Source organism: Mycoplasma sp. 2575 (assembly GCF_053851635.1).
Genome location: NZ_JBSQBB010000006.1, coordinates 1 through 25,981, shown reverse-complemented (window position 1 = coordinate 25,981; position 25,981 = coordinate 1). Strand labels below are relative to the sequence as shown.

The 25,981-nt window shown below is 27.7% G+C and carries 17 protein-coding genes; 7 read left to right on the top strand and 10 right to left on the bottom strand.

Annotated features, from left to right (window positions below):
• Positions 1-430: 430 nt before the first annotated feature.
• The 6 genes from ACWXVU_RS01665 to uvrB form a co-directional block, all read right to left on the bottom strand.
• Complete coding sequence (locus tag ACWXVU_RS01665; protein WP_444704914.1) at positions 431-1,096, bottom strand: LemA family protein; 666 nt, start codon at positions 1,094-1,096, stop codon at positions 431-433.
• A 29-nt stretch (positions 1,097-1,125) separates the two neighbouring features.
• The gene (locus ACWXVU_RS01660) at positions 1,126-3,006 is read right to left on the bottom strand and encodes a hypothetical protein (protein WP_456012042.1); all 1,881 of its coding nucleotides are present in this window, start codon (positions 3,004-3,006) and stop codon (positions 1,126-1,128) included.
• Positions 3,007-3,020: 14 nt separating this feature from the next.
• The gene (locus ACWXVU_RS01655; RefSeq protein WP_455965966.1) at positions 3,021-3,965 is read right to left on the bottom strand and encodes a hypothetical protein; all 945 of its coding nucleotides are present in this window, start codon (positions 3,963-3,965) and stop codon (positions 3,021-3,023) included.
• 278 nt (positions 3,966-4,243) lie between these two features.
• Positions 4,244-5,899, bottom strand: coding sequence for a ribonuclease J (locus ACWXVU_RS01650; protein ID WP_456012041.1), 1,656 nt, complete (start codon positions 5,897-5,899; stop codon positions 4,244-4,246).
• 112 nt (positions 5,900-6,011) lie between these two features.
• Positions 6,012-7,337: an MnuA family membrane nuclease gene (locus tag ACWXVU_RS01645; RefSeq protein ID WP_456012040.1), complete on the bottom strand. Its 1,326-nt coding sequence runs from the start codon at positions 7,335-7,337 to the stop codon at positions 6,012-6,014.
• A gap of 134 nt (positions 7,338-7,471) precedes the next feature.
• Positions 7,472-9,448 (bottom strand): excinuclease ABC subunit UvrB, encoded by a 1,977-nt coding sequence (gene uvrB / locus ACWXVU_RS01640; RefSeq protein ID WP_456012039.1) that lies wholly within the window; start codon positions 9,446-9,448, stop codon positions 7,472-7,474.
• A gap of 78 nt (positions 9,449-9,526) precedes the next feature.
• On the opposite strand from uvrB, the gene ACWXVU_RS01635 reads away from it, so the two are divergent.
• On the top strand, positions 9,527-10,372 hold the full coding sequence (locus ACWXVU_RS01635; protein WP_456012038.1) for a leucine-rich repeat protein: 846 nt from the start codon (positions 9,527-9,529) through the stop codon (positions 10,370-10,372).
• A gap of 490 nt (positions 10,373-10,862) precedes the next feature.
• Here the strand turns inward: ACWXVU_RS01635 and ACWXVU_RS01630 are convergent, their stop codons facing one another.
• Positions 10,863-12,452 carry an MATE family efflux transporter gene (locus ACWXVU_RS01630; RefSeq protein ID WP_456012037.1) on the bottom strand — a complete coding sequence of 530 codons (1,590 nt, stop codon included), beginning with the start codon at positions 12,450-12,452 and terminating at the stop codon, positions 10,863-10,865.
• A 90-nt stretch (positions 12,453-12,542) separates the two neighbouring features.
• Here ACWXVU_RS01630 and ftsY point away from each other — a divergent pair, with 90 nt between their 5' ends.
• The 4 genes from ftsY to ACWXVU_RS01610 all read left to right on the top strand — a co-directional run bounded on the left by ftsY (position 12,543) and on the right by ACWXVU_RS01610 (position 15,195).
• Complete coding sequence (gene ftsY, locus ACWXVU_RS01625) at positions 12,543-13,598, top strand: signal recognition particle-docking protein FtsY (protein WP_456012036.1); 1,056 nt, start codon at positions 12,543-12,545, stop codon at positions 13,596-13,598.
• Positions 13,598-13,816, top strand: a complete 219-nt coding sequence (locus tag ACWXVU_RS01620; RefSeq protein WP_438340513.1) for a sigma factor-like helix-turn-helix DNA-binding protein — start codon at positions 13,598-13,600, stop codon at positions 13,814-13,816. Before ftsY ends, ACWXVU_RS01620 begins: the two co-directional genes overlap by 1 nt.
• A 91-nt stretch (positions 13,817-13,907) precedes the next feature.
• The gene (pyrH, locus tag ACWXVU_RS01615) at positions 13,908-14,636 is read left to right on the top strand and encodes a UMP kinase (RefSeq protein ID WP_438340512.1); all 729 of its coding nucleotides are present in this window, start codon (positions 13,908-13,910) and stop codon (positions 14,634-14,636) included.
• Positions 14,637-14,643: 7 nt separating this feature from the next.
• Entirely contained in the window at positions 14,644-15,195 is a 552-nt protein-coding gene (locus ACWXVU_RS01610) for a ribosome recycling factor (RefSeq protein ID WP_438340511.1), read from the top strand.
• Between the two features lie 376 nt (positions 15,196-15,571).
• On the opposite strand, the gene ACWXVU_RS01605 is transcribed toward ACWXVU_RS01610, so the two are convergent.
• The 3 genes from ACWXVU_RS01605 to dcm form a co-directional block, all read right to left on the bottom strand.
• Complete coding sequence (locus ACWXVU_RS01605; protein ID WP_456012035.1) at positions 15,572-15,808, bottom strand: transposase; 237 nt, start codon at positions 15,806-15,808, stop codon at positions 15,572-15,574.
• Positions 15,809-15,946: 138 nt separating this feature from the next.
• Positions 15,947-18,826: a DUF262 domain-containing protein gene (locus tag ACWXVU_RS01600; protein WP_456012034.1), complete on the bottom strand. Its 2,880-nt coding sequence runs from the start codon at positions 18,824-18,826 to the stop codon at positions 15,947-15,949.
• A complete protein-coding gene (gene dcm / locus ACWXVU_RS01595) occupies positions 18,819-20,051 on the bottom strand; it encodes a DNA (cytosine-5-)-methyltransferase (protein ID WP_456012033.1) in 1,233 nt (410 codons plus the stop codon). Before dcm ends, ACWXVU_RS01600 begins: the two co-directional genes overlap by 8 nt.
• 551 nt (positions 20,052-20,602) lie before the next feature.
• Here dcm and ACWXVU_RS01590 point away from each other — a divergent pair.
• Positions 20,603-21,571 (top strand): phosphatidate cytidylyltransferase, encoded by a 969-nt coding sequence (locus ACWXVU_RS01590; protein ID WP_438340507.1) that lies wholly within the window; start codon positions 20,603-20,605, stop codon positions 21,569-21,571.
• Positions 21,572-21,588: 17 nt separating this feature from the next.
• A complete protein-coding gene (locus ACWXVU_RS01585; protein ID WP_456012032.1) occupies positions 21,589-25,923 on the top strand; it encodes a PolC-type DNA polymerase III in 4,335 nt (1,444 codons plus the stop codon).
• The last annotated feature ends 58 nt before the right edge of the window (positions 25,924-25,981 follow it).

Genomic DNA, 25,981 nt, shown 5'->3' with positions numbered 1-25,981 from the left:
AATATATTTTTTAGTATTCTAATATACAAAAACATCAGTAACTACAATTTTTAACATATCTCTATCTTTACATAATCAACAAGTGCAAAATTTAAATCCTTTTCTTCTCCTACTTTTCGTAAATTGTTATTATTTTTTAGTTCTTGGCCTTTTTGAAACCAGTTCCTTTTTTAGGACTTTGCCACTTTTTATATTAAATTACCTTTTGCTAAAATATATATTTTTTACATATTTTTTTATATTTTAAAGCTGCTAGCTTCTTTTAAATACTGCTTTTAAATGCCATGGGCGCAATCCCTTATTTGTTTAAAAAGATCTAATCTGTTCTTTTATATTTGACTATCGCACATGATTAAATTTAATTTTAAAAAATCCGGGCACAAGTGTGCCTGGATTTTTTGACCGTGTTTGATTTGTTTTGATATTTTTATTATTTAAACGCGCCTGTTAAACTGCTAGTATCAACATCTTGTCTTTCTACTTCACTGGCTTGAAATAGTGGTTGGTTATAAATATTGTTCTTATTAGCAACAATGTTTGTTCAAAATTTATAAATTTCAGCATTAAAACTTCTTGCTTGAGCATTATAGTTTCTAATAGTTGCATAAATTTCATCTTCTTGAATAGCAATTTCGGTTTGAAATTGAAGATATGATCTATCAGCTTTTAGATTTGGATATTGTTCAATTTGAATATTAATTGCTCTTTGAACTGAATTTAACGTATCTGATACTTTTGCAACGTCCTTTTCTCCCTCTATGTCAACTAATTGTGAACGTAGTTTAATTATTTCTTTCTGAGTTGATTGTTCATATTCGGCATATCCTTTAACAACATCAAGTTGTTTAATCAATGTTGCTCTTCTTTTCTTTTCAGCCGCTTGAATAAGAGAAGATGCCTCTTGAATTCTATTCATTCTTTCAAGTAGTTCATTTCTTTTGCGAATGGCAACTAATAGTATTATTCCGATTGTTATAATACATAAAATTATAAATAACGTTCTTTCACCTTTAGTTGGTTGTGGAATTTTGATTGAATTATCAACATTAGGCTTAAACCCTTCATTTGATTGAGGTGTTCTTGAATCAAATAGCATATTGCCTCCTTTATGATTAAATAATTATACTATCTAAACATAGCAAAAATTTTATTTATCTCATCTTCACTAATTTTTTCATTTATATAAATATATGTACCGTTGCTATCAATTGATATTTTATAATCTTTATTAGCAATAAGCGATTTTTTTATTCTGTTAACAAACAAAAGGCAATCATCTAGTTCATCACTTCTATTATTATGCAAGCTCTTATTAAAGGCTAAATATTTATCTGTATATTTCGCTGCATCCATAAATGAATTTGAAATTGAATTTTCTCGAAACAGATCACCATATGATACAAAATCATTATCTTCGTTTAAGGAAACAGAAGGAATTCAAATAATAAATTTTTCTTCTGTAAATAAATGAAACCTTTCAAATGGCACCTTAATAATAATCCCACTTTTATATACTTCATCAATAAGTTGCTCTTTTCAATATGAATCAATACTAATCTTTAAAATAAGGGCATTTGAGCGCTTTATTCCAGTATCTTTCTTATATTCTCTATCAATAATTTGTTCTACATATTTAACATATAATTCACGAGCATTATCTTTTGTTTTCATTGAAAACTTATTTCCAGTAATTGCTTTATTAATTACATCAAAATAATTAAAAAAGTCTGTTTTATCCTCACTAACACTAGCATCTTCATAAACATAATCGGATAAATATCTCTCGCCCCGTTTTTCATATTTTTCTGATGCAATATTTGGATTTAAGTATGCCTTAGTTATTGCCTTAAATACAGGTATTAAATTATTTGCAATGATTAAAAGCATTCTTGAATATATGTCGCCAATAGTAATCAAATTATTTAAATCAAATAAAAATCCCATCCAATTATGCAATGAGGAATAACCGATTTTTTCCTCATTATAAACTCTTGAAAGCAATATATTATTTTTATACTTACTAAATAGTGGTCCTGGATAACCAAAATATTGCGCATAGTTAATAAAATTTTCTTGCGTTTTAACCTTAAAATAGTCTATAAAACCAATTTGATTATCATAATTAAAATTGTAATTTTGATAAAAATCCGGTCTTTCGAGTAAAAATTCTCCTTTTCTAAAAAGCTTATTATATTCTTTCTCGTTTAAATATTCTCGAGTTTCAATAAAGCTTAGATCAGGACGATAATTTGTTGGAATATTTAAGGCATGCATGGGTACTATAAATGGTGTAGGCTCTGTATGATAGGCATAAACAGCTTCTTCTACTCACGAGTCCTTAGTCCTAACAGTAATATATCCAACGCCTCGCGTTACAACATCTCGTCATTCCTCAATGTTATATAAAACATCATAAAAATAAGAATTTCTAACTTTATATTTTTCAATCGCACTAAAACCGTAAAAGTCATCTCTATTAAAAATAGGACTAAATTCCTTTTCAAAAATTCCATATATTTTTTTAATATCCATTAGTGCTAAAACTTTATTTTTTCATTCCAACATTGAATACTTATTAAAAATTGTTGCTAGTATACTATTATTTTCATTTATTTTTGTTTGAATAATAGATAGCTTTTTACTTTTGAATTCTTTGAAATCTTTAATAGTTTTTTTATTATTATTAAAAATAGGGATAAAAAATAAACCTATTATTAAAAAGAAAAGAAAAATTATCAAACCATTAACGAATTTCCTAGAATTAATTTTGTTTTCCTTCTTGTTCTTGATAATTTCTTGCTCTAGTTCTTTTATTTTATTAATATTTTCATCAACAATTTTAATTTCGTTTTCATTATTCTTATAGACTTCTTCCTCAAAAATTTTATCAAGAGCTGGCTTAATATTAAATGCTAATGGTTCGTATAAAGTATTAATTTGGTTGGAAAAAATTTTATTTCAGTCTATTTTCTTGAATTTGTTTTGTTCCAAAGTACTTTCATTCATATCTTAATTATTCCTTAAAATAGATCTTCTTTATCTTTTATCAAAGTAAAGTTTTGTTTTGGCTTTTCATATTGCTTCTTATTATTAATAGCACTATTAATTTTAAAATCTTTCTTTTTTTCAATGCCTAGATCATCCTGATCAAAAATATTTTCTTTTTTATTAACTTCCTCATTTTTTAAAACAACAGATTCTTCTTGTTTATCAATCAATATTTTTTGTTGCTCATCAATTTTTTTTAGGCCCGCCGGATTAATATCCAAATCACCAGAATTTAGAGTACTAATGTTTTGCTCATCAATTAAGCCATTAGTAATATTTTCTCGATTCTGATCATCATACATTGATGCTTCAAATTCCTGCGTGCTAAAATCAGGTTCATCTGGAATTATACATATACTATCAGCAGTTACCTCTCTCGAATCACTTAAGGCACTATCATCAAGAATGTATACTTCTTGACTTTGTACTATTGATGTATCATCAATCAGTATTGTCTCCCTGGTGGCATTATCTTCAGAAAAAATATCTTTCTTATCTAAGTTAACATTAAGATTATTTACTTCCATATCTCTTTTTAGCTTTTTATTTCTTAGTGATATTTTCTTCAATTTTAAATCACTAATAAAAAAGAAACATAAGCTAATTACCAAAATAATGATAGGAATGATAAACGATAAAACAATTCCAATCTTATTACCAGGAAAAGCCATCGCCACATATATAAATGAATTAATTAAACCTGCATTTCATTTATTTGGCAATCATAAATTTTGTTCATTCTTAAAATCAGAATATCATTTATCAAATATTGCTAAAAAAGCATTTTTAGAATTATATGGTGCCGGCTTCAATTTAGCATAATAAATTGATGTGCCCAATAAAATTAGCGCAATAAAAATAAACAAAAGCCGCCATAAGCTAAAATGGAAAACACCAACAGAATATGTGTTTTTCATTTTAAAGATATTCTTAATTGCTAAAAAAAACAAATATAGAAAAAAAATAGGAGAAAATAAACCAAAAAACATTCCAAAAGTGTATGTATGTATTGTCGTCAAGCCCTTAACATTTAAAAAAGATACAACAGTAAAAAACACAACTATAAAACATATCATAGTCCAAATAAAAGGTTTGTCTTTGGATCAAAAATATGTCTTTTTTCTTTTTATTTTTTTAGGAATTTGCTCTTGTTTTGTATCATTTTCAATATTTGCTTCTGATGCCATATTATCCTCTAAATTTCATATAAAGTTATAACAATCATTGGTTCTTTTGATAGCACCTTAAATATTTTTCTTTTTATACTTTTCCGTAATTTTTCCTGTATTTCTTTTAAATCAATATCATTAGCCTTTTTATCCTTAAATTCTTTGGAAACCATGTCATTAACAATTAAGGTAATAGTTTCTTTATTGTCTTTAGTGATTATACCATAAGAAGAAATATGAAGTTGGCCAATTGGTTGTTTGGTTTTATAATCAACTAAAGTGCTTATTGCAATAACTCCGTCTCTCGAAAGATTTTCGCGTTCATTAATTACTTCCTGAGAAATATCGCCAACGCCAAAACCGTCGATAATTGTATCCCCAACAGATTTAATAGAATGTTTTTGGGATATAAGCTCATTGTTTAAAAATTCTGCCACTTTACCATTTTGCAAAATTATACAATTGCCAAAATTCATTCCTGCATCACGCGCTACATGAGATGCAACCACTAAATAACGATAAAGTCCTTGTATAGGAATAAAATATTTTGGTTTTAATGTTTTGATTATATTATATATATCTTCTTTAGCAGGATTACATGAATAATACTGATCTGAGCTTAATTCAATTAAATTTGGTGTGTTTCTTGCTATTTCATCTAATGTCAATGCGTAATTAACTTCAAGGCCATTTACAGGAGGCGCAATTATTATTACTGCATCATCAGATCTAAGTTTTAAATAAACGTCATTATTTGATGCGATTCTAATAAATCTTAAATATAGCCTTTCAATAGCGCCAGTAACAAGAATTACTGCATTCTTTGTTTCATTAGCAACACGATAATCAATGAATTCTGGTAATTGAAGATCTGGATTAATTTTTGATACTAAATTAATAAATTGCGAATAATTTCTTCCATATGTAACAACAGGACGATTATATCTTTTGGCTAGAACTAAAACTTCGTGTGCTGTTATCATATCTTCATCATACAAACCAACTACTATTCTCTTGTTATTAGGGGTTTCCTTGAATTTATATTCAATTTTTTTTGAAATTCAAAGTTTATCTATACTTCTTCCAGGGTAATTCGAATGCCCGGAATCTAAGATTAATAACTGCAATTTCTTTCCATTATTGATAATTTGTCTAATTTTAGGAACATCAGTTTTCCCATAAGGGCCCAAGTCTCCATCAACAAAATTTGCCATAAAGAGAATATTTCCATCCTTATATTCGAAGTTAAAACCTATTTGTCCAATCAATCCACCAGCTAGATCAAAAGGAGTAACAACTACATCATTAAATTCAATAGGCATGCTAATTGTTTTTACATCATAACTATGATTATTGATATTATATTTTGAAATTCTATCCATAATAACAATACGATTAAATGGACTTGTATAAATTTTTAGGTTGGGAATTCTCATTAATAATCAAGGAATAGCAGAAAATGATTCATTTTTAACGTCGGTTATAAACACTCCGACAATATCTTTCTCTCTCTTTACAAGGTAATCATAATTGCAAATTAAAGTATCAATCCCGTTATGCGAATTTATTGGCACCTTAGTTCCTGAATTAATAATAAAAAGTTTTTCATTAATCTCCAAAACATAAGAGTTTTTACCATTTTCATCCAATCCACCTAGTGCAAAAAAATTTATTTTGTTCATATTCCCCCATATCAAAATTATTCATTGAAATCTTATAAGAATTTAATTAAAATAATTTTAGCAACTTTTTTTATTTCTATAAGAAATTAAAAAAAATAAAGCGGTCTACGCTTTATTTAATTAGGAACTCAGCCCACACATAAGTATGATCCGAAAGCACAGAACCGTTTCGAATTTTTTCATCTTGACCAATTTCAATTCCCAATTTTGTTAATTCTTCAACAAGTTTGCTATCCTCTTTTGTTTTATAAATATCAAAGATGCCAGATTCTTCAAGTTTATAATCGGTTTTATAAAAAAGTTTATCATATGGTTCTGAGAATCTTTTGCTTGTACCAAGTGATGTGCTAAATTTGTCGGTGTCACCAAACACAGACTTATATTTTCCTTCAAGTGTACTAAAAACAAATGATTGTTTTCCGTGTTTTATATTAGTGTCTCCACCAAAGAAAATATTGCTTTGAGGTCCATCTATTGAATCAAAATAATCTAATACATTAACTAGTTGTTGGCCCTCTCTATATTCGAATGTTCCAACCCCTTTATTTGTTTTTTCACCGATTGCCCTATTTGACTTAGAAGCTCCTGGAGCGTCAAAATGATCGAATACAAAAGTTAGTTTAACATCTGGTTTTAATTTATATTTAAATTTTATACCATAGGGAGGTCTTGCATATTGAGCCTTTTCACTGCTAGGACTAATAGTAAATTCTTGTGTATAACTATAGCCAATTTTGCCATTTGAGAATGCTTCTGGTTCCATTTCTTTTGTGTTATATATAACTGCTACATGCTCTGCAACATTAGGTCCAAATTTATCGCCTTTCAATTTCTCCGAAGCTATGTATGCATACATATTTGAACTTGATAATTTATTCATTTCATCAACAATATTTTTAACACCATCGGCATTATCAACCTCAGTTAGGCCCAAAACATCAAAATTTTCTTGTTTTGCTAGATAAGCAATTCTTTTGGTTTTCTTTTCTTGTTTTGTTAAATCACCCGTGAAATTTAAAATATTTCAATGTCCATATTTAACCTTATTGTCGCCACTTGGATCAGGTTGCAAAGGTTCTTTGTCTTTCTTTTCATCATCTTTATTATGCTCAGTTTCACCAGGATTCTTTGGTAGTGGAGTAGATGAAGAATCACTTGATCCATTATTTTGTTCTTTACTATCGTTGCCCTTATCTTGGCCAGGGTCCTTTGTATCCTTATTTCCTTCTTCTTTTTTTTCTTTTTCAGGATTTTGTTTTAAGTCCTGGTCATTATTTCCATTATCTTTTTCTTGGCTTTCCTTTTCTTCTGGCTTTTTGCTATGATCAACATCATTATTATTTTTATTACCGCAACTTGCAGCAATCAATGGCAACAACACAAGTGGTGATGCACATAGTGATAATAATATTTTCATCTTTTTGCTTTTATTTTTCATAATATAAATTTTACTACTTTATAAAAAATATCATCTAGGAGATATATAGTTTAGGTTTATCCTCTTTTAAATTTACAATATTTACTATAAAATTTTAAAAAAATAAAATTATAAATTTTTGTTTTTAATTTAAGCTATTTTTTATCAAAATCATAACCTAATTCAAATAACAAATCCTTTATTTCCTGAGCTTTTGCAAAATCTCATTTCTTTGAAGCTAGCTGCATCTCTCTAATTAATTCATTAATGTATGACTTTTTAGCCTTTAATTTATAATCATTACCAAATTTAGAATTTAAAATAAGATCAACATTAATTTTGGGAATCGGTTTAATAACTGTTTTTGGAATAATATTGTGTTCTTTGTTAAACTTTATTTGAATTTCTCTCTTTTTTAAATTATCATCTATAGTTTCTTTCATTGCTTCAGAAACTTTATCAGCAAAGAAAACTACTTTTCCATGGTCGTTTCTTGCGGCTCTACCAACAATTTGAATAAGCGAAGATGTATCTCTTGAAAATCCGTTTAAATCAGCATCCAAAACAATAATTAAACTAACTTCAGGTAAATCAATGCCCTCTTTCAATAAATTAATTCCTATTACAACGTCAAACTTTCCCATGCGAAGGCCCGCTAGAATAGCATTTCTTTCAAAAATTTCTAATTCATGATGAATGTAAGCTGATTTAAATTTTTTTTCTTTTAAAAAATCCGAAAATTCTTCTGCGCTTTCTTTTGTCAAGGTTAATATTAATGTTCTTTCGTTTCTTTGAATCTGCAATTTTAGTAAATCATATATTTTGGCTTGTTGATTCTCTTTAAGCATAATCTCGATTTCTGGATCCAACAGCCCAGTTGGCCTAATAATCTGTGTAATAACCTCACCATTAGCATATTCAATTTCTCTTTTTTTGCTTGGTGTTGCAGACATATAAATGCGAGGAAAATCATACTCAAAAAATTCTTCATATTTTAATGGCCTATTATCAAGAGCAGATGGTAAACGGTAACCATATTCAACAAGAGTATCTTTTCTCGATTTATCACCGAGATACATTCCTTCCAATTGCGGTAATAATAAGTGACTTTCATCGATGTAAATCACAGCATCCTTTGGTAAATAATCAAACATTGTATAAGGTTTTTGGCCCGGCAGTCTACGATCAAGATATCTTGAATAATTTTCCATGCCTTTTGTATAACCAAAATCTTCAATAGAAGCAATGTCAGCATTAATGCGCTCATTTAGCCTTTCATACTCAAGGAGTTTGTTATTCGATTTGAAAAAATCTAGCTGGCTAGATAATTCATCTTTAATCTCCGCAGATATCATTTGAATTCAATCTTTATTCATGATATAAGTGGTACATGGAAAAATGGTAGTACTGCTAATAATTTCAATAACATCCTTAGTTATAGAATTAATTATTTTAATGCTCTCAATTATATTATTTTCATTAACTTCTATTCTTATTTGGCCATTATGCTTATAACCAGGGCATATTGTTAAGACAGAACCATATGCAGAAAATTCACCAAATTCAATATCAGGATAGATCTTTTTATTTTGATAACCCATTTGTACTAATGAATATTTTATTTCCTTGATGCTTATGCCCATTCCGACATAAATATTTAGTAAATATTTCTTGTACTCATGTGGATTAAAAGCACCATAAATTGCTGCAACAGATGCGACAACAATAGTGTCCCTTCTATTGAGTAATGAATTAAAAGCTGAAATTCTCATTGATTCAATTTCCTTATTAATTGTAGATGACTTTTCAATAAACAAATTATCTTTAGGCAAATAAGATTCAGGACGATAATAATCAAAATATGAAACAAAGTACTCAACTTTATTTTCGGGAAATAGTTCTTTAAGTTCGTTATATAATTGGCTAGCTAAAGTTTTATTATGACTAATCACTAAAGCGGGTCTATTGCTATTTTGAATAACATTGGCCAAGGTGAATGTTTTACCAGACCCTGTAACGCCTAATAAAACTTGATGTTTTTTGCCCTCTTTTAACCCCTGAATTAATTTATTAATTGCTTGGGGTTGGTCGCCAGATGGCTTATAGTCAGAAACAAGTTTAAAATTCTTCATAATTTAAATTATATACTAAGCATATTTATCTATCAGAAACATCCCTTCTATATAAAATTATGATACAATTAGTTAATTATGAAGATAGCAAAAAAAATATTATTAACATTAACAAGTATTTCTGTTCCTTGCATCTCTACTGCCCTAGTTGTTTCGTGTTCGAGAGGCGAATCATTGAATGATTTTGCGAAAGCCTTCGTTTTAGGAACGGCTGGTAGAGAAAACTACAAAAAAGATACTAAAACACTAGATTTAAGCAAAACTAATCTAAAGGTTATTCCAGCTGGAGCCTTCTCAGGAAATTCATTACATGGTTTGTTTTTAAACACTAATGAACAATCGCATGCAGCTCCTGAATTTCTTGCTGCACCAGGAATCTTTGATATTAAAAAAAATGAGATTAATATAGAAAAAATTATTCTTCCTAGCAGTTTAGAAATTATTGAAAAAGGCGCTTTTGCCAATTTAGGATTAAAAGAAATTCAATTTGATATTTCTTCAAATAACCTAACAAAAATTGAAGATGAAGCTTTTGCAAACAACAGATTAACTAAAGTAGAACTACCATCATCAATTGCAGAAATAAATGAAAAAGCATTCTATAACAATCAAATAACTTCAATCAATATCGAAGCCGCGGCAAGACTAAAAAAACTAAGTTTTGGTGTTCTCGCTAAAAATAAATTAACTCAAATAAATTTAAAGAACATTAACACTATTGAAGACTCGGCATTGGCGCTAAATGAATTTACAATGCTTAACTTACCAAAAAATGTTACTCGTGTTTCAGAAAAAATGTTTTTCTTCTTTGGAAAAAATAATGATGCTCATAGCGTAGAATTAACCATTGAAAATGATACTGTTAAAAAACAACTAACTAACGCGCTTAAAGAAAACAATGATCTTCACTATTCAATCAAATAATTTTTGATCAGCTAAATGGCTGATTTTTTTATTTATTTTTTTTGTTTTTCGGATTAAAAACTATTTAATTATTCTGACTTTAAGCTAAAACCTAACTATCCAAAATTAATTAGGGATAACTTTATTAAATATTTGATTTATTTGATCATAAGCATTAAAATTTTAATCTTAAAGATTGTTTTATTAAACGATATGATTTCGTAATTAAATATTAAGAAACAATATAAAAATATCCTTGCTTTATTTGCCTATTAATTCTTAAAAATTATTCATTAATCTTTATTATCTATTGCATAACAAAGAAGGTGCTTATATTATGCTGCCCCCCCAAAAAAGGTGAGGAAATATCCACGAAAAATAACATTTGCACATTATATATTTTTAAAAAAATAGTGCATTGCCATTATATTAACGCCTATTTTATACTATGACATAACATAATAATTCTTTTTTTAAAAAATCAATAATTTAATTTTAGATATTTGCTGCTTTAAAGTTTTTTTGCAAATTTCTTCCAAGCTTCTGTATTTCAGCGTAACAAATATAATAAAGTCCTAAATAGTGGATCAATTATTGCAATAGAACTTAAACTTATTAAAAATATTTCTTGACTTATATTATTGCTTCCAAAAAGAATTAGAATATATACAAAACTAGTTTGTAATCCAATCATTGTGAATATAGAAATTAAATTAGGCATTCAAACATCATTGGCTCCCCACAAAGATCTTAATGTTGTTAATGGCCCTACATCCATCAATGATTTAATTGCAAAAATGCTCATTAAAATGTAACAATATTGGTTTATTAATTTTGTCTCTATTGAATATATTTTAAACAAGGGATAAGTTAAAATAATTCCCAAAATGCCGAATAATAGCTGAACTATAAAACCAGTTTTATAAGCCAAATTACCAATTTTTTTAGCCTTATCAAGTTTATTTTTTCCGATTTGTGTTGCCACAACAGATGAGGTAACATAACTTAATGCTAGCAAATAAGCAGCAAATAAATCATAGATATTATTCAAAGCCCTTCAAAGGCCAATAAACCTATCATTTAATTTAGCGTCCGGAATAGCCTTTGATAATAAATATTGCGAAACAAATCAAATCCCTGTTTCTAGTGAGATCGGGAAACCGATTTTAAGAATTTCCTTAATATATTTATTATTCCATGTTTCTTTAAACTTAATTTTATGGTTCTTGACAACATATTTTTTCACTAAGATACTAGATATCACAATATTAATTAATGAACCTATGATAATTTCAAGTGAGGCCAGGAATGCATTTTTTATTACAAATAGAATGATAAAAATTCAAATTGTTCTAACAATTGTTCCAACAATTACGCCAATTATAGCAAGTTTATTTTTCTTTATTGCTTGCAATGAAGAATTCATTATAAAGGCAATGGAAGTTATAAAAATATCAATAGTACCAATTCTTAAAAATTTTATAGCAAAACTATGTTCATTTTTAACTTCTACTTCAACATTAGTTGGAATATAATTGATCCCATCAGCAAATCCACCAACAAATATTTTATGATTTAAATCCAGTTGATAAACCTGCTCTAATTTTAAGTTAGATTTCTTTAAATTACTTATAAAATTGTTATAGTCAACTTCCTTTTTTCAACCAATAATAAAAGTATTTTTAGCGCCTGAAAGTGATAAAAGTTTAGGAGCACTAAAAAATACAATTAAATATATTGCGCCATTCAAAATTAGTGATAAATAAAAAGCTGATCAAAGAAGTTTTGCAATTTCTTTTTGCTTTCCTTGACCATAAAGATTGGATGCTACAACTAAAACACCAAGTTGGAATAATAATGGTAAGAAAGTTATTATTTTATATACAACAAATATCTTTGCAAAAGTATAAAAATAATAGCCATTGTAAGACCCATCAGCATGATAAACACGATTATAAAAACTGACAGCTAATGATCCTGCAATGGTGACTGTGGCAAAAAATAATGTCTGAATAAAAATGGGAAAAGATAACCTTAAAAGATATTTGAAGTTATATTTTTGTTTAAAATACTTGTCGTTTTCAATTGCTTTAATATTCATAGTTTATCTATTAATTTTACTAAAAACATAATTATAATTTTTATAATAAAATATATAGATAAAATCATATCAAAACATATAGGAGAAATTATGGGTTTCTGGTCAAAACTAAAAGATAAACTTTTTGGAACAAAAGAGGAAAGAATTGCAAAAAAACAAGCTAAAATAGAAAGTAAGGAAAAGAAAAATCTTGCAAAAGAATTAAACAAAAAAAATAAATTAGAAAATTACATAGCAGGTTTATCTAAATCAAATTCCTCATTCATTGAAAGCATTAAACAAATACAAAATAGGCATAATAAAATTGATGATAATTTCTTTGATGAACTCGAAGAATTACTTATTATGTCAGACATTTCAATAAAATTAGTTCAAATAATAATTAATGAATGTAAAAAAGAAGTTAAAAACGAAAACATTCAAGACCCTAAATTGATTAATGAAATTATTGCAGACAAATTATTTACTTTCTATGCCTCTAATTCAATTATTGATACAAGTCTTAATGTTCAAGACAACCGAATTAATGTAATTTTGGTTGTTGGTGTTAATGGCTCTGGTAAAACTACTTCAATATCTAAAATCGCTCACAAGTTAATTCAAGAACAAAAAAAAGTTTTAATTGCTGCTGCGGATACATTTAGAGCTGCAGCCGTTGAACAGTTAGAGATATGGGCTAATAAAGTTGGGGCAGATATAGTAAAACCGCTTAACAATGAAACAGATCCTGCGGCAGTTGTTTATCGCGCAATTGATAAAGTTAAAAACGATAATTATGATGTTCTAATAATTGATACTGCAGGAAGATTGCAAAACAAAATTAACCTTATGCATGAATTAGCTAAAATTAATAAAGTACTTCAATCCAAAATACCAGGCGCTCCTCATGAAAGTTTATTAGTTTTGGATGCTACAACTGGCCAAAACGGTATTTCACAAGCAAAAGCTTTTGGCGAAGCGACAAATCTAACTGGAATTATTTTAACAAAAATGGACGGAACCTCAAAGGGAGGGATTGTATTAACAATTAAAGATGAAATTAATCTAGCCGTAAAATTCATAGGCTTAGGGGAAGGGATAGACGATTTAGCCGAATTTGATCTTGATTCATATATTTATGGTTTAATGAAAGATATAAATGAATAATGGAAGATATTGAAGAAAGAGAAAAAATTATTAAATTGTTTGATAAATATGGGCAATTATTACCACAATCACAAAAGCAAGCCCTATATCTCCATTTAATTGAAGATTTATCTTTTGCTGAAATTGCTGATGAGTTAGCAATGTCAAGACCGGGCGCATTTGATGCTGTTAAAAAAGCAAGGCAAAAACTTATATTGCTTGATAAGAAACTGGGTTAAAAGTACTTATTTTGTTGAGTTAAAATAGTTATATTAATTTTAAAAAATATATAATTTTAAAAATAGTAAAACTTTTTAGAGGAGTTATTTAATGTCTTATAAATATAAAAGGGTTTTAATAAAACTTTCAGGAGAAGGATTAGCAAATAAAGAAAAACATTTAGCTATTGACTATGAGCTAGTTGAAAAATTTGCTAAACAACTTAAAGTTATTATTGCCAATAATGTCGAGGTTGCAATTGTTGTTGGCGGCGGTAATTTTTGAAGGGGAACAAGCGCTGCGAAAAATGGTATTCAAAGAGTTAGAGCTGATTACATTGGTATGCTAGCAACGACTATGAATGCACTTGCCTTACAATCAGGTTTCGAACATAACGGATTACAAACTAGAGTATTATCTTCATTAACACTAGATCCCAAGGTTTGCGAGGTTTATATAAATGAAAAGGCTAAAAAATACCTAAAAAGTGGCGAGGTAGTAATTTTTGCTGGCGGAACTGGTAGACCTTTTTTTACAACAGACACCGCTTCAACATTATATGCTTCCGAAATAGAAGCTGATGCAATATTAATGGGTAAAAACAATATTGATGGTGTGTATGATAGTGACCCTAAATTCAATAAAAATGCAATTAAATTCAATACATTAACTTATGATGAATTGCTTGAAAAAGACCTTAAGGTTATTGATCAAACCGCTGCATCAATGGCAAAAGAAAATAATATTGATATAATAGTTTTTGATATTAATGAAAATGAAGCATTATTAAGAGCTATTGAAAATAAGATACCAAATACAATCATTGCTAATAAAAAATAGAGGAATTATGGAGTTAAGTTTTTATATAGAAGATTTAAAAAAGAATATTAAAAAAACAATCGACAATTTTGAAGTGCAATCATTAAAAGTTGCTGTCGGAAAAGCAAACCCCGCTTTGATTAATAAAATTAAAATTAATTACTATGAATCGTGAATGAATTTAGATGAATTAGCTTCAATAAGTTCAAATGGACCATTAGAATTATTAGTTAAACCTTATGATATGGCAATTCTAAAAATAGTTGAAAAAACTCTTATAGACCAAAAACTAAATATTACTATTATTAATATGGGACATCAATTAAGATTAATTTATCCGCAAATGACAACAGAAAAACGTATGGAAATGACTAAGTTATTAAATCAAATCGCTGAACAAGCAAAGGTGGGGATAAGACAAATCCGCCAGGATATTAATAAACACATCAAAGCAGATAAAGAACTGTCAGAAGATCTACAAAAGAATTATTTGGACCAAATCCAAAAAGAGATAGACAAATCAATTGAAAACATAAATTCACTAACTAAAATAAAAGAAAAAGATTTAATGACAATTTAATAAAATCAAAATAGTTCATCGGAATTACTGAGAATAAAAAAATAAGTAAATTTATAAGAAATATACTTGTGCAAAAAGGCAAAACTATAATAAAAGATTAATGCATCTCATTAAAACTAAAAAAGTTTTGTGCAAATCTATTAGACCTTTCTTAAGAAATTTTATTAGGAAGGGTCTTTTAATTATAAAAAATAAAAAAAGAAATAATTAAACCTAAATTATTAATAAATTCACAAACGGTTTTTAACAAACTGTCTCTTTTAATAAAAAACCGTTGTGCAAAATTCTAAAGGTAGTGTAAAAAATGTGTAAGTTAATCTCTAGCTTACTTTTGAGTAAGAGATTTGAGAATAGCAATTACACAAATGTAAATTTATTACACAAAAACAGGTCCTCAATTAAAAACAACTTTATTTCATTTTTCTAACTGATTTTGGATTGCAAAATAAACTATCTTTATTAAAGAGTCATCAGTAGGAAATGAAGTTTTGTTTCTTGATATTTTTCTAATATTTCTATTTAAATTTTCGATGACATTTGTTGTATAAATAAGATTTCTAATTTCGGTTAGAAAATTAAAAAAGCAATTAGTTCATCGGTGTTTTTTTGTCAACTTTTAAGCACATAGTGATACTTATAATCTCATTTTTCTTTGAAAATATCTAGGAATCTAGATACTTCACCTTAGGGACTATAGATATTTTTGTTTTATTTACAATTAATGTTTTATATAGTGCATTTTCTATTAATGTTACTTTAATTTATTTGCTTTATCGCTAAACATAATATAAATATAAGCTTCAATAATTTGATTTGTACGTTCATCAATAGATTTCTTTTGATTTTTAAAATCCTCAAGACATTTAATAGGTTCTTCAACTATTGGGCTAAAAGATATTTCAGTAAAATTACCATCTTTATCTGGTAGCAAGGACATTATTGGTGTGTTTAATGCAAAATTTGTTTTTGATACCATATTATATTTACTTGAATCTTTAACCATTTCATTACTTAATCTTGAGTTATCCGGCTTAAACATTAAATCACCATTACCAATCTTGTAAACTAGTGTCATATAGTCTGTATTAAAATCAATATTCATATTTTTTAAATCTTTGCGATCTTCTGGTGAAGGTTTTTGCGGCAATATGTGTTCATAACTTAAATTTAAATAGCTTAAATCATTTTGACGTTCATCTTCACTTCTAAACTTTTCATATCAAAAAGGCTGTTCGCGCTTATTTTTGAAACCGCTAAATACACGTGCAATAATTAATTTATACAGTTTATTTGACACTGGTTTAAATGATGAATTCTCATCAGTTATTTCATAATTAAATTTATTATTAAGATGTTCGCGCAATAACTTAATATTTTTATCGTCTTCATCATTTAACGATAGCATCTTAATAAGTTCTTTATAAATTTGATTAGCAAATTCAACATCTACAGGTTTATTATCTTTGAATAACAATTTATTTGTTTTATTAATTATTGATGTACCTAGAGATTGTCCTTTAAAATCAAGTTCCCATAATGTGTCAAACTTTTCAATTTTGTATAGTACTTTAGACAAAATAATAAGATTTTCTTCATTTAAATCAACATTTGGAAAAAAGTTTAATTTGTTTAGAATTGATATGATTAAAGGAACATAAATAGATTTAGAACCACCCGATGTTATATTATTGATTTGCAAATTAATAAAATTAATATATTTAATTTTTTTATTAAAGTCATCAACAAAATTTTTAAACTCTACACATTCATGTTTAAACACGGTTAAATTAGAATCTATAATATTATCTATTTTTTCAACGCACCCAGTAAATGCGTATTCGTAATATACAAACTCTTTTCATAATTCATAAATTATGTTTCGCGCATTTGAATTATGAGAGGTGAAAATTTTAAATTTTTCAAATGTTCTAGTTGTAATATCGTAGTAGTTTGAATTTATTTCTTCTATTTTATCTGCTTTACCTTCCTTAACAAGTCAAGCATCAATAAATGTCACTATTTTTTTAATGTCTTCATCATTATCTAATTTATTTGATTTTCTAAAATAAATATTAACTGTCTTATTAAACTCATTAATATTTACGCGGTTTGTTGTGTGCTGAAAAATTAAATTTCTTAATAAGTCTAAAACTCCAAGACGCTTGCTATATTGATTTATATTTTGAAATATTTTAGTTAGGTCTCCTCTATTGTACTCTTGTATAGAAACAATATTAATTTTTACATTATTCAAAAAGTATTTACATATTGATTTGATGTTATCCTTTGTTATTTCTTTATCGAAATTGCGCACTATTTCATTGTAATTTTCATAAAATCTTGTTGAACGGTCGACTTCTTTAGCGTTAAAAAATAGATTGTATAGTTGAGTGTAGTGTTCAGGACATTGAGACTTAAAATCTTCTAGCATTTTCTTGATAATTTTAATGTTGTTATGCCCGTTATCAGACAATAAAATTTTCTTAGCTTCTTCCTGATTGAGAGACATAGCTTTTCTCAATAACATTAAATAAATTAGTAATAGCGAAACTATTCTTTGTTGTCCATCAATAATATTGTATTTACAATTAATACTCATTAAAATTATAGTATTCAAAAATGTTGTCTGATCGTGTCCTTGACGTGCGTTTTTGGAATCAATTAAAATATTTTGAAAAAGTCCATTAATGATATATTCATCTCATGAGTATGATCTTTGAAATATAGGTATTTGGTATCTTAATTCTGTTTGCGATTGAATAATATCTTTAAAAGATAATATTTCCGAAAGTTCCTTAATGGTTGTTGTTGCATTGTCCAGTTTATCTAAAAATGGATTACTATATTCACTGTTAAGGTTTGGTATCTTAAAATCAACTAAATCATTTATCTCTTGAAGCTCCCACATAATATTTGCAACATTTGTAATATTTACTATTTTATCAATGATGTTTCTAAACATTTCTAATACTTGATTGCTTTCTTGTGAACCGTCTTCACCCACAATATTAGATACGAACTTATCAAAATCAGCCCCTTTAGGTTCAATGTCTCAACATTTAATAAAATAGCGGCTTAAATACTTTTTATCAACTCTTAGCAAAACATTAAACCAATATTTAGTTACTTGTAAATCCTCATTTTTTTTGTAATCTGCATCACTATCGGGCTGATAGTTCTCAAAAGATTCTAAAGGTTTAATTATATATTCTTCTAAAAGTGAACCAAGATTTTCTCTTATGAATTGATATATTAATCAAGAATTATCTTTACTAGTTTTGCTATTTAAAAATGTAATAAATTGATCGCTCACGTAATAATCATCACTCTTTTTGGAAACTATTCTTGTACTATAAAGAACATCAATAATTTGTCTATATACTGAATGAGCGTATAAATTATCTTTAGATCTATAGAATAAAATGCCTTGTCTTTCCTCACCTAAAAAAGCTTGGTATTTTTTGTTGTTTCTATTAAAAATATATATTTTTTTATTTGTATCATTGATATTTGGAATTCAATTACCAACAGAATTATCAATATATGTTGTAATACTTGTGTCAATTTTTCAATTTATATATCCATTATTACTAAAAAATTTTTTTCACTCTTTCTTACTTATTTTACTCATTTAAATCTCCATTTATTTTTTCTATTTCTTCAACAGCGTTAAACACTGACGTAATTGCTTCAACAACAATAGAGTTTCCTGCTTGTTTAAGTAATGACTCTTTTGTTAATATTCCTTCATCATAAAAAAGTTTTATTTTGTCATAATCTTCTTTTCCAAAGCCCATTAACATAAATGCTTCACGTGGACTTATAAACCTATATTGAAGTTTTGCTTTATTATTGTTTTTGCACTTAATAATTCCAGTGCATGGTATCCTATCTTGTTTAGTAGTCAATGTATTAATGATGTAGTTTTTAGAATCATTAATTATTTTTTGTGTATTAACCATTCTTAGTCGAGAAGGTGTGTTATTAATCAACATATCAATATTTTCTTTTGTGTTGCTTCTAAAATCAAAGATATTCTTAAAACGTTCTTTTCGTTGTTCGAGACTTAATTTTTTTGCTTGATTTATTTTGTTAATAAAATCACGAAACTCAAAATCATTACTAAATGGAGTATATATGTTTTTTAACACACTTAATGCAAACACACGTTCTCTTTTTTGTATCGAACCTGCATCTAAACCATTAATTACTGTTGTGAATGTTTTATAACCCAATTCATCAAGAAACGCAACTCATTTTTGATACTCAGTCATAAATTTTTGAGACAATAAATTCTTAACATTTTCCATTATTAAGTACTTTGGTTTATGATAGGAATTGGACAAAATTCGATAGATTTGTCAAACAAGTGATGAAGTAGATTCATCATTGTTGATTCCTTTTGCTCTACCCATATTTGCAACTGAAAGTCCTTGACAAGGAAAAGAATAAGTAACTAAATCAATGTTGTGTTTTTTTAATATATTTGGATCTAACTTACGAATATCTACTTGATTATTACTTAATAGTATTGATGCAGCAAGATATTTTTTGAATTTAAGGCTTTTAAATTTAATCTTTGCAGGTGTTTTTGAGTTAAGAGATAAACAAAACTGCTTCAAAAATTCGTTCACTTGTAACTCAGTGGTTAAATTATTATTTGCCAATATTTTTAGATAATTATCATGTAAATTATGATGCATTGTGGCATATGATATGTTGGCACGTGCATCTCAATCGGCGGTGGCCACTATCTTAAACACATCCTTATTTCTTAATTTGTTTATGTTTGTAATTGCTTTATTTTGTGCTCCTATACCTGAAAAAGTTTCCAAAACGTTTATTGTTTTACTCATCAAAAATACAAAAAAATTCTTAAATTTCTTTAAGAATGTCAAGGTTTGCTATTAATAATAGGAGAATACTTTAAAAATGGAAACTTCTTAACTATAATATATATATATATATATATTATCTATACAAAATAATTTATTGATAGTTTTTTGTCGCATAGAAAAATTATATCATATAAAAATTCAAATAATCGTCCGGTATAGCGATATATTTTTTAAAGAAGGGGTTTAATAATTAACATATAATTATTGAAATTTTTATTGATAAGCTACATTGGAATAAAATTATGATATTTACAAAATAATTTATAAAAAATTATCTTTCTTAAAAACTATAATCCAAATTCTTAAAGTATTTAAAGATAAAGTCTATTTAAATTTTGCTATAGATTTCTTGTATTTCATCTTTAGGACTAAAAAAGTGTGTTTTAATTTTGTAATTAAATATATTTGTAACTTTAATATCCCCTATTGCAAAATCTACTATAAAAAAATATAAATATAAAACTTTTTTTACATCATTAATAAACTGTTAGTGTCTATAATTATTAAATATGAAAAATATTAAGCTAAGAATAAAGTCAGCAATGATTTTAGCATTAATTTTGTTGCCTTTTTTATTTATAACATATTTTGGAAAAATACCAGGAAAAGTTATTGGCTTCTCCTTCTTTGCTATCATTTCTGCATGAGCAACTTATGAGGTTCTTTCTCATAACATTTTAAAAAGATGGGAAAATATTCTTATAGCTATTTTAACAGTATTAGTTTGGGCTTTTCCGTTGGATTGGTTCTCAGCGCAACCAGAACATAGTAATTTTATAGGTCTTGCAAAAACAACTGGTTCAAATATATTGATAGTGACAAAACAGATAAAAAAATCAATTTTTTTTGGATATGATAGTCTATCTAAATTTAGAGCATTACAGCTATTGCTAATAATTCTCTTTATAACTTGCATATTTCTAGTAAATCTTTTCATTACTAAAACCATAAAAAGAGACTTTATTTTTTCTTATTTTATTGCTATTTTTTCAACATGATTTATCCCACTTGCTTTTAAAAGCTTGTTTATATATAATGCTGCAAATTTATATTTTGTCTTCGCCATTATTATAATACCAGTTATCACTGATACGATGGCCTATGTCGGCGGTTCTTTATTTGGAAAAAAATTAATTAAACGAGGAATGGCTCCTAAAATAAGTCCAAAGAAGTCATGAGAAGGCGCTTTTGTAGGTTTTATATTTGGATCAATTTTTGTATTTATAACAATGTATTTAGGCCATATAACACAAAACAAAACATTTTCTATTTTTACTAATTGAAAACAATTAATAGCTGGCATATTCCTTTTACCATTTATATCTATTCTAGGCGATCTTGTTTTTTCGCTAATCAAAAGATTATATAGAATAAAGGATTTTTCAAATTTAATACCAGGGCATGGTGGTTTTATGGATCGTTTTGATTCAACTTCATTTGTTGTAATCATGACTTCAATAATATTATTTATTAATTAGATTTGGAGGTAATTCATATGATGGATGAATATTTTAAACAACTATGTAAAGAGGTAAAATTTGAGCCATCTAATGAATTTGATGGTGCTAAACTTTTATTAGTACATCCCGCTATTAAAGAGGGATTTGAAAACTGAGTTTTTGATGTACAATTTGATCAACATATTAACATCAATGAATATAAGAAATTTCATAAAGCTGTCGAGTCTCGATTTCCAAAATGCCGCATTAATTTAATTATTCAAAATGTTATTTTAGATAAAAAAAACATTGCTGACTATCTAAAATATGTTATTGATAAAAGTTTTCCATCATTGAATGACATTTCTGGTTTTATAAATTCGGCTCATATAGAAGTGACCGACAATGAAATAGATTTTCTTATTCCATTAAAAACTGCATATGAGAAATTCAAACAAAATAATAACCTAATTGTTCAAGGACTAGAAAAAATAGGATTTGAATTTCTTAAACCTATTTATAAATTAGCTGATAATTCAAATAATAGTAAGAAAAAAACCATAAACAATTTAATAAACTCCTACTCAATTCAACAAAAAGAGGAATTAAGTTTTTCGCAAAAAAATCCAGATAAAAATATAGCAAATAGTAGCGGTCAAAAATATTACGCAAAACCTAAGGCTAAATTAGTTGAAATGGATATTGCTACCGCCTTAACAACATTTGAAGAACTAAGAGTTATTGTAAAGGGGGAAATTTATTTTTTAGAATGGAAATCGTTAAAAAATAACAAACGCCTTTTAACATTAAAAATTTCAGATTATAACGAAGCTATTTCTGTCAATTTTATTCAAAACGAATCAGAAGAAAAACCTTCTATCAATGAAGGTGATACTATTTATGTAACAGGTATGCTAACTGATGACAAATTTACACAAGCTAAGGTTATAATGGCATACGGTGCGCAAGCGTTTACCAAAACAGAGCCAATAACTTCATTAGCCGAAGATAATGAGGTTGAAAAAAGAATAGATTTAGCTACAAGAACACACATGAGTGTTCAAGACGGAATTTCTTCCCCTAATGAATATATAAAAGCTGCCATAAAATATGGCCATGAATTTATCGCAATTACGGATTTAGATAATGTGCAGAGTTTCCCATCTTTCTATAATGCCTTAAAAAAAGAAAAAAGAATTAAACCTATATACGGAGCAACACTATCTACAATTTCAAAGAAAAATTTAATTTTTAAAGGATATGAAAAATTTAAGGATTTTGATTTAAAAGAAGCTGAGTACGTTGTTTTTGACCTCGAAACTACAGGACTATCATGCCGCTTTGACGATATTATTGAGTTTGGAGCTACAATAATTAAAAATGGCATAATAGTAGAAAAAATTCAGTTTTTTATCAAAACAAAAAAGACACTAAGCCAAAAAATCAAAGAACTAACCAAAATAAATGAACAACTTTTAGAAGGGGGGCTATCCCCTGAAGAGGGAATTAAAAAAATCCATTCTATTTTAAACGGGCGCATTGGTGTAGCGCACAATGCTGCGTTTGATATAAATATGTGTATGGAAAAATTTAGACAATTAGGTCTTGATACAAGCAATCTAATTTGTGTTGACTCCTTGTGGGTTTCATATTTTTTAGATAAAAGTGAAGCAAGGCATAAAATGAATTATGTATGTAAGAGACATAATGTTATTTATACATTTAGCGATGCCCATAGGGCTGATTATGATGCTCATGCTTTGGCTCAAGTCTGATTAAAAATGATTACAAGATTAGCCATTGAAAAAAACATCTTTAGTGCATCCGAGCTGTTAAATGTTGATGCTACACAATGATCAAACAGAATAATGTCTTCCGAAATAAGAGTATTAGCAAAAAACCAAAGAGGGCTTAAAGAATTATTCAATATTCTATCTTCATCACTAACAAAAAATTATAATGACGGTCCAAAGTTTTACATTGAGGATAAAATAAAATACAATAATATTTTGTTTGGTTCGGGGACACATCGCTCAAAATTATGGGACAAAATAATCCTGGGTACAAATGAATCAATAGAAAAAGAAATTGTTAACTTTGATTATATTGAATTGCCACCGATTTCATCTTTTGTGTATTTAGTAGAGGGTGAGGAACTTATCTCATGAGAAAATCTTAAATTCGCATATCATGACTTAATCGAAAAATGCAAAAAGCTTAACAAAATGTGCGTTGCAACATCTGACTCAAGATATGTTTATGATTTTCAAAAAACTATTCATGCCATTTACATTAACGCTCCTTCGCTTGGCGGTGGGGTACATTGATTAAAAAGAAAAACACAACCAAGGTTGCAATATCTAACAACTAGACAAATGTTAGATGAGTTCGCTTTTTTAGGCGATGAAAAATTAATTAAAGATATTGTTATTTATAACCCAAAAAAAATTGCTAATCAAATTGAGAACATACAAGTTATTAAAGATAAATTATATGTTCCAACCTTTGATGATTCACCAACTAAATTGCGTAATTTAGTATATGAAAATCTTTATAAAAAATATGGAAAAAGTCCTGATCCAATAATCATTGAAAGAATAGAAAAAGAGTTAAACCCTATTATTAAGTATGGTTACTCAGTAATTTATTGAATTAGCCATAAATTAGTTAAACGTTCAAATGAAGATGGTTATCAAGTGGGTAGTCGTGGCTCAGTAGGTTCCTCGATAGTAGCTAACCTATCAGAAATATCAGAAGTTAATCCACTTGAACCACATTATTTATGTTTGGAATGCAAATATTTTGAATGAAATAATGATCCTAATATATATTCAGGATGGGATCTCCCTAATAAGAATTGTCCAAATTGCAATAAAAAACTCTCAAAAGATGGGCATAATATACCTTTCGAAACCTTTTTAGGTTTTGAAGCTAACAAAGTTCCGGACATTGATTTAAATTTCAGTGGTGATTATCAACCAAAAATTCACAATTTAGTTAAGGAATTATTTGGTGAAAATCATTCATTCAGGGCCGGAACTATATCTAAAATTGCCTTAAAAACCGCATATGGTTTTTGCCGAAAATATATGGAAGAAGTGCGCTTAAGTGAAGCGCCGTGATCAAGAACTTTTCTTGATTTCTTAGCAAATAAATCGGCCGGGGTTAAAAGAACAACAGGGCAACACCCGGGAGGAATTATTATTATTCCCAAGGAATTTGATGTTGAGGACTTTACACCTGTTAATTATCCCGCAAATGATGTTAATAGTTCATGAAAAACTACACACCTTAATTTTGAATCCATTCATGATAATGTTTTAAAACTTGATTTACTAGGTCACGATGATCCAACAACAATAAAAATGCTTGAAGATTTAACAAAAACAAATGCAAAAGACATACCAAAATCTGATCCAGAAGTTATGAAGTTATTCTATACAACTGAATCGCTAAAAATCGATCCAAAAATGATTGATGGTGAAACTACAGGTGCTTATGGTTTGCCAGAGTTTGGAACGGGTTTTGTTAGAAACATGTTAAGAGAAGCGCAACCACGCACATTTAATGATTTAATCTTATTAAGTGGTCTAAGTCACGGAACTAATGTGTGGGCCGGAAATGCTGAAGAGTTAGTCAAAAAAGGGTTTAAATTAAAAGATTGTGTATGTTGTCGTGATGATATTATGCAAGAATTAATAAGAAAAAATATCGAGCCATTAAAAGCCTTTGAAATAATGGAAAAAGTCCGTAAGGGTAAGGGCTTATCCGCAGAGCAAGAGGAACTATTAATAAAAAATAATGTTCCAGACTGATACATTAATTCACTGAAAAAAATTGAATATATGTTTCCTAAGGCTCATGCAACGGCTTATGTTATTATGGCCTGAAGAATTGCTTGGTATAAACTTTATTATCCTCTACAATTTTACGCTTCATATTTTTCAATAAGACCAGATGCAATTGATATTGAAACAATGTCAAAAGGGTATACTAGCGTTGATATAAAACTAATGAATTTAAAAAAGAGAAAGAACGATATAAGTAATGCGCTTTCAACAAAAGAGTCAGCATTAATTACCACATTTGAAATAACAAAGGAAATGTATGCTCGAGGGTTTAAAATTCAAAACGTTTCTTTATCAATATCTCATTCCAAAGATTGAATTGTTGATGAAAAAACCAAATCCTTAATACCGCCATTTATTGTTGTTGATGGACTAGGTGATACCGTTGCAGAACAAATAGTTAATGCTCGAAATCAGCAAGAATTTTTATCTATCGAAGATCTTTGCCAGAGAGGAAAAGTAAATTCTAAGATTTGTTCCGAACTAAAAAAACTAGGTATACTAGATAATTTAAATGATACAAATCAAGTTGAATTATTTTAACAAAATAACCTTAATTATAATTAAAAAACGTCTTGTATGTATTCAACATAAAAGACGT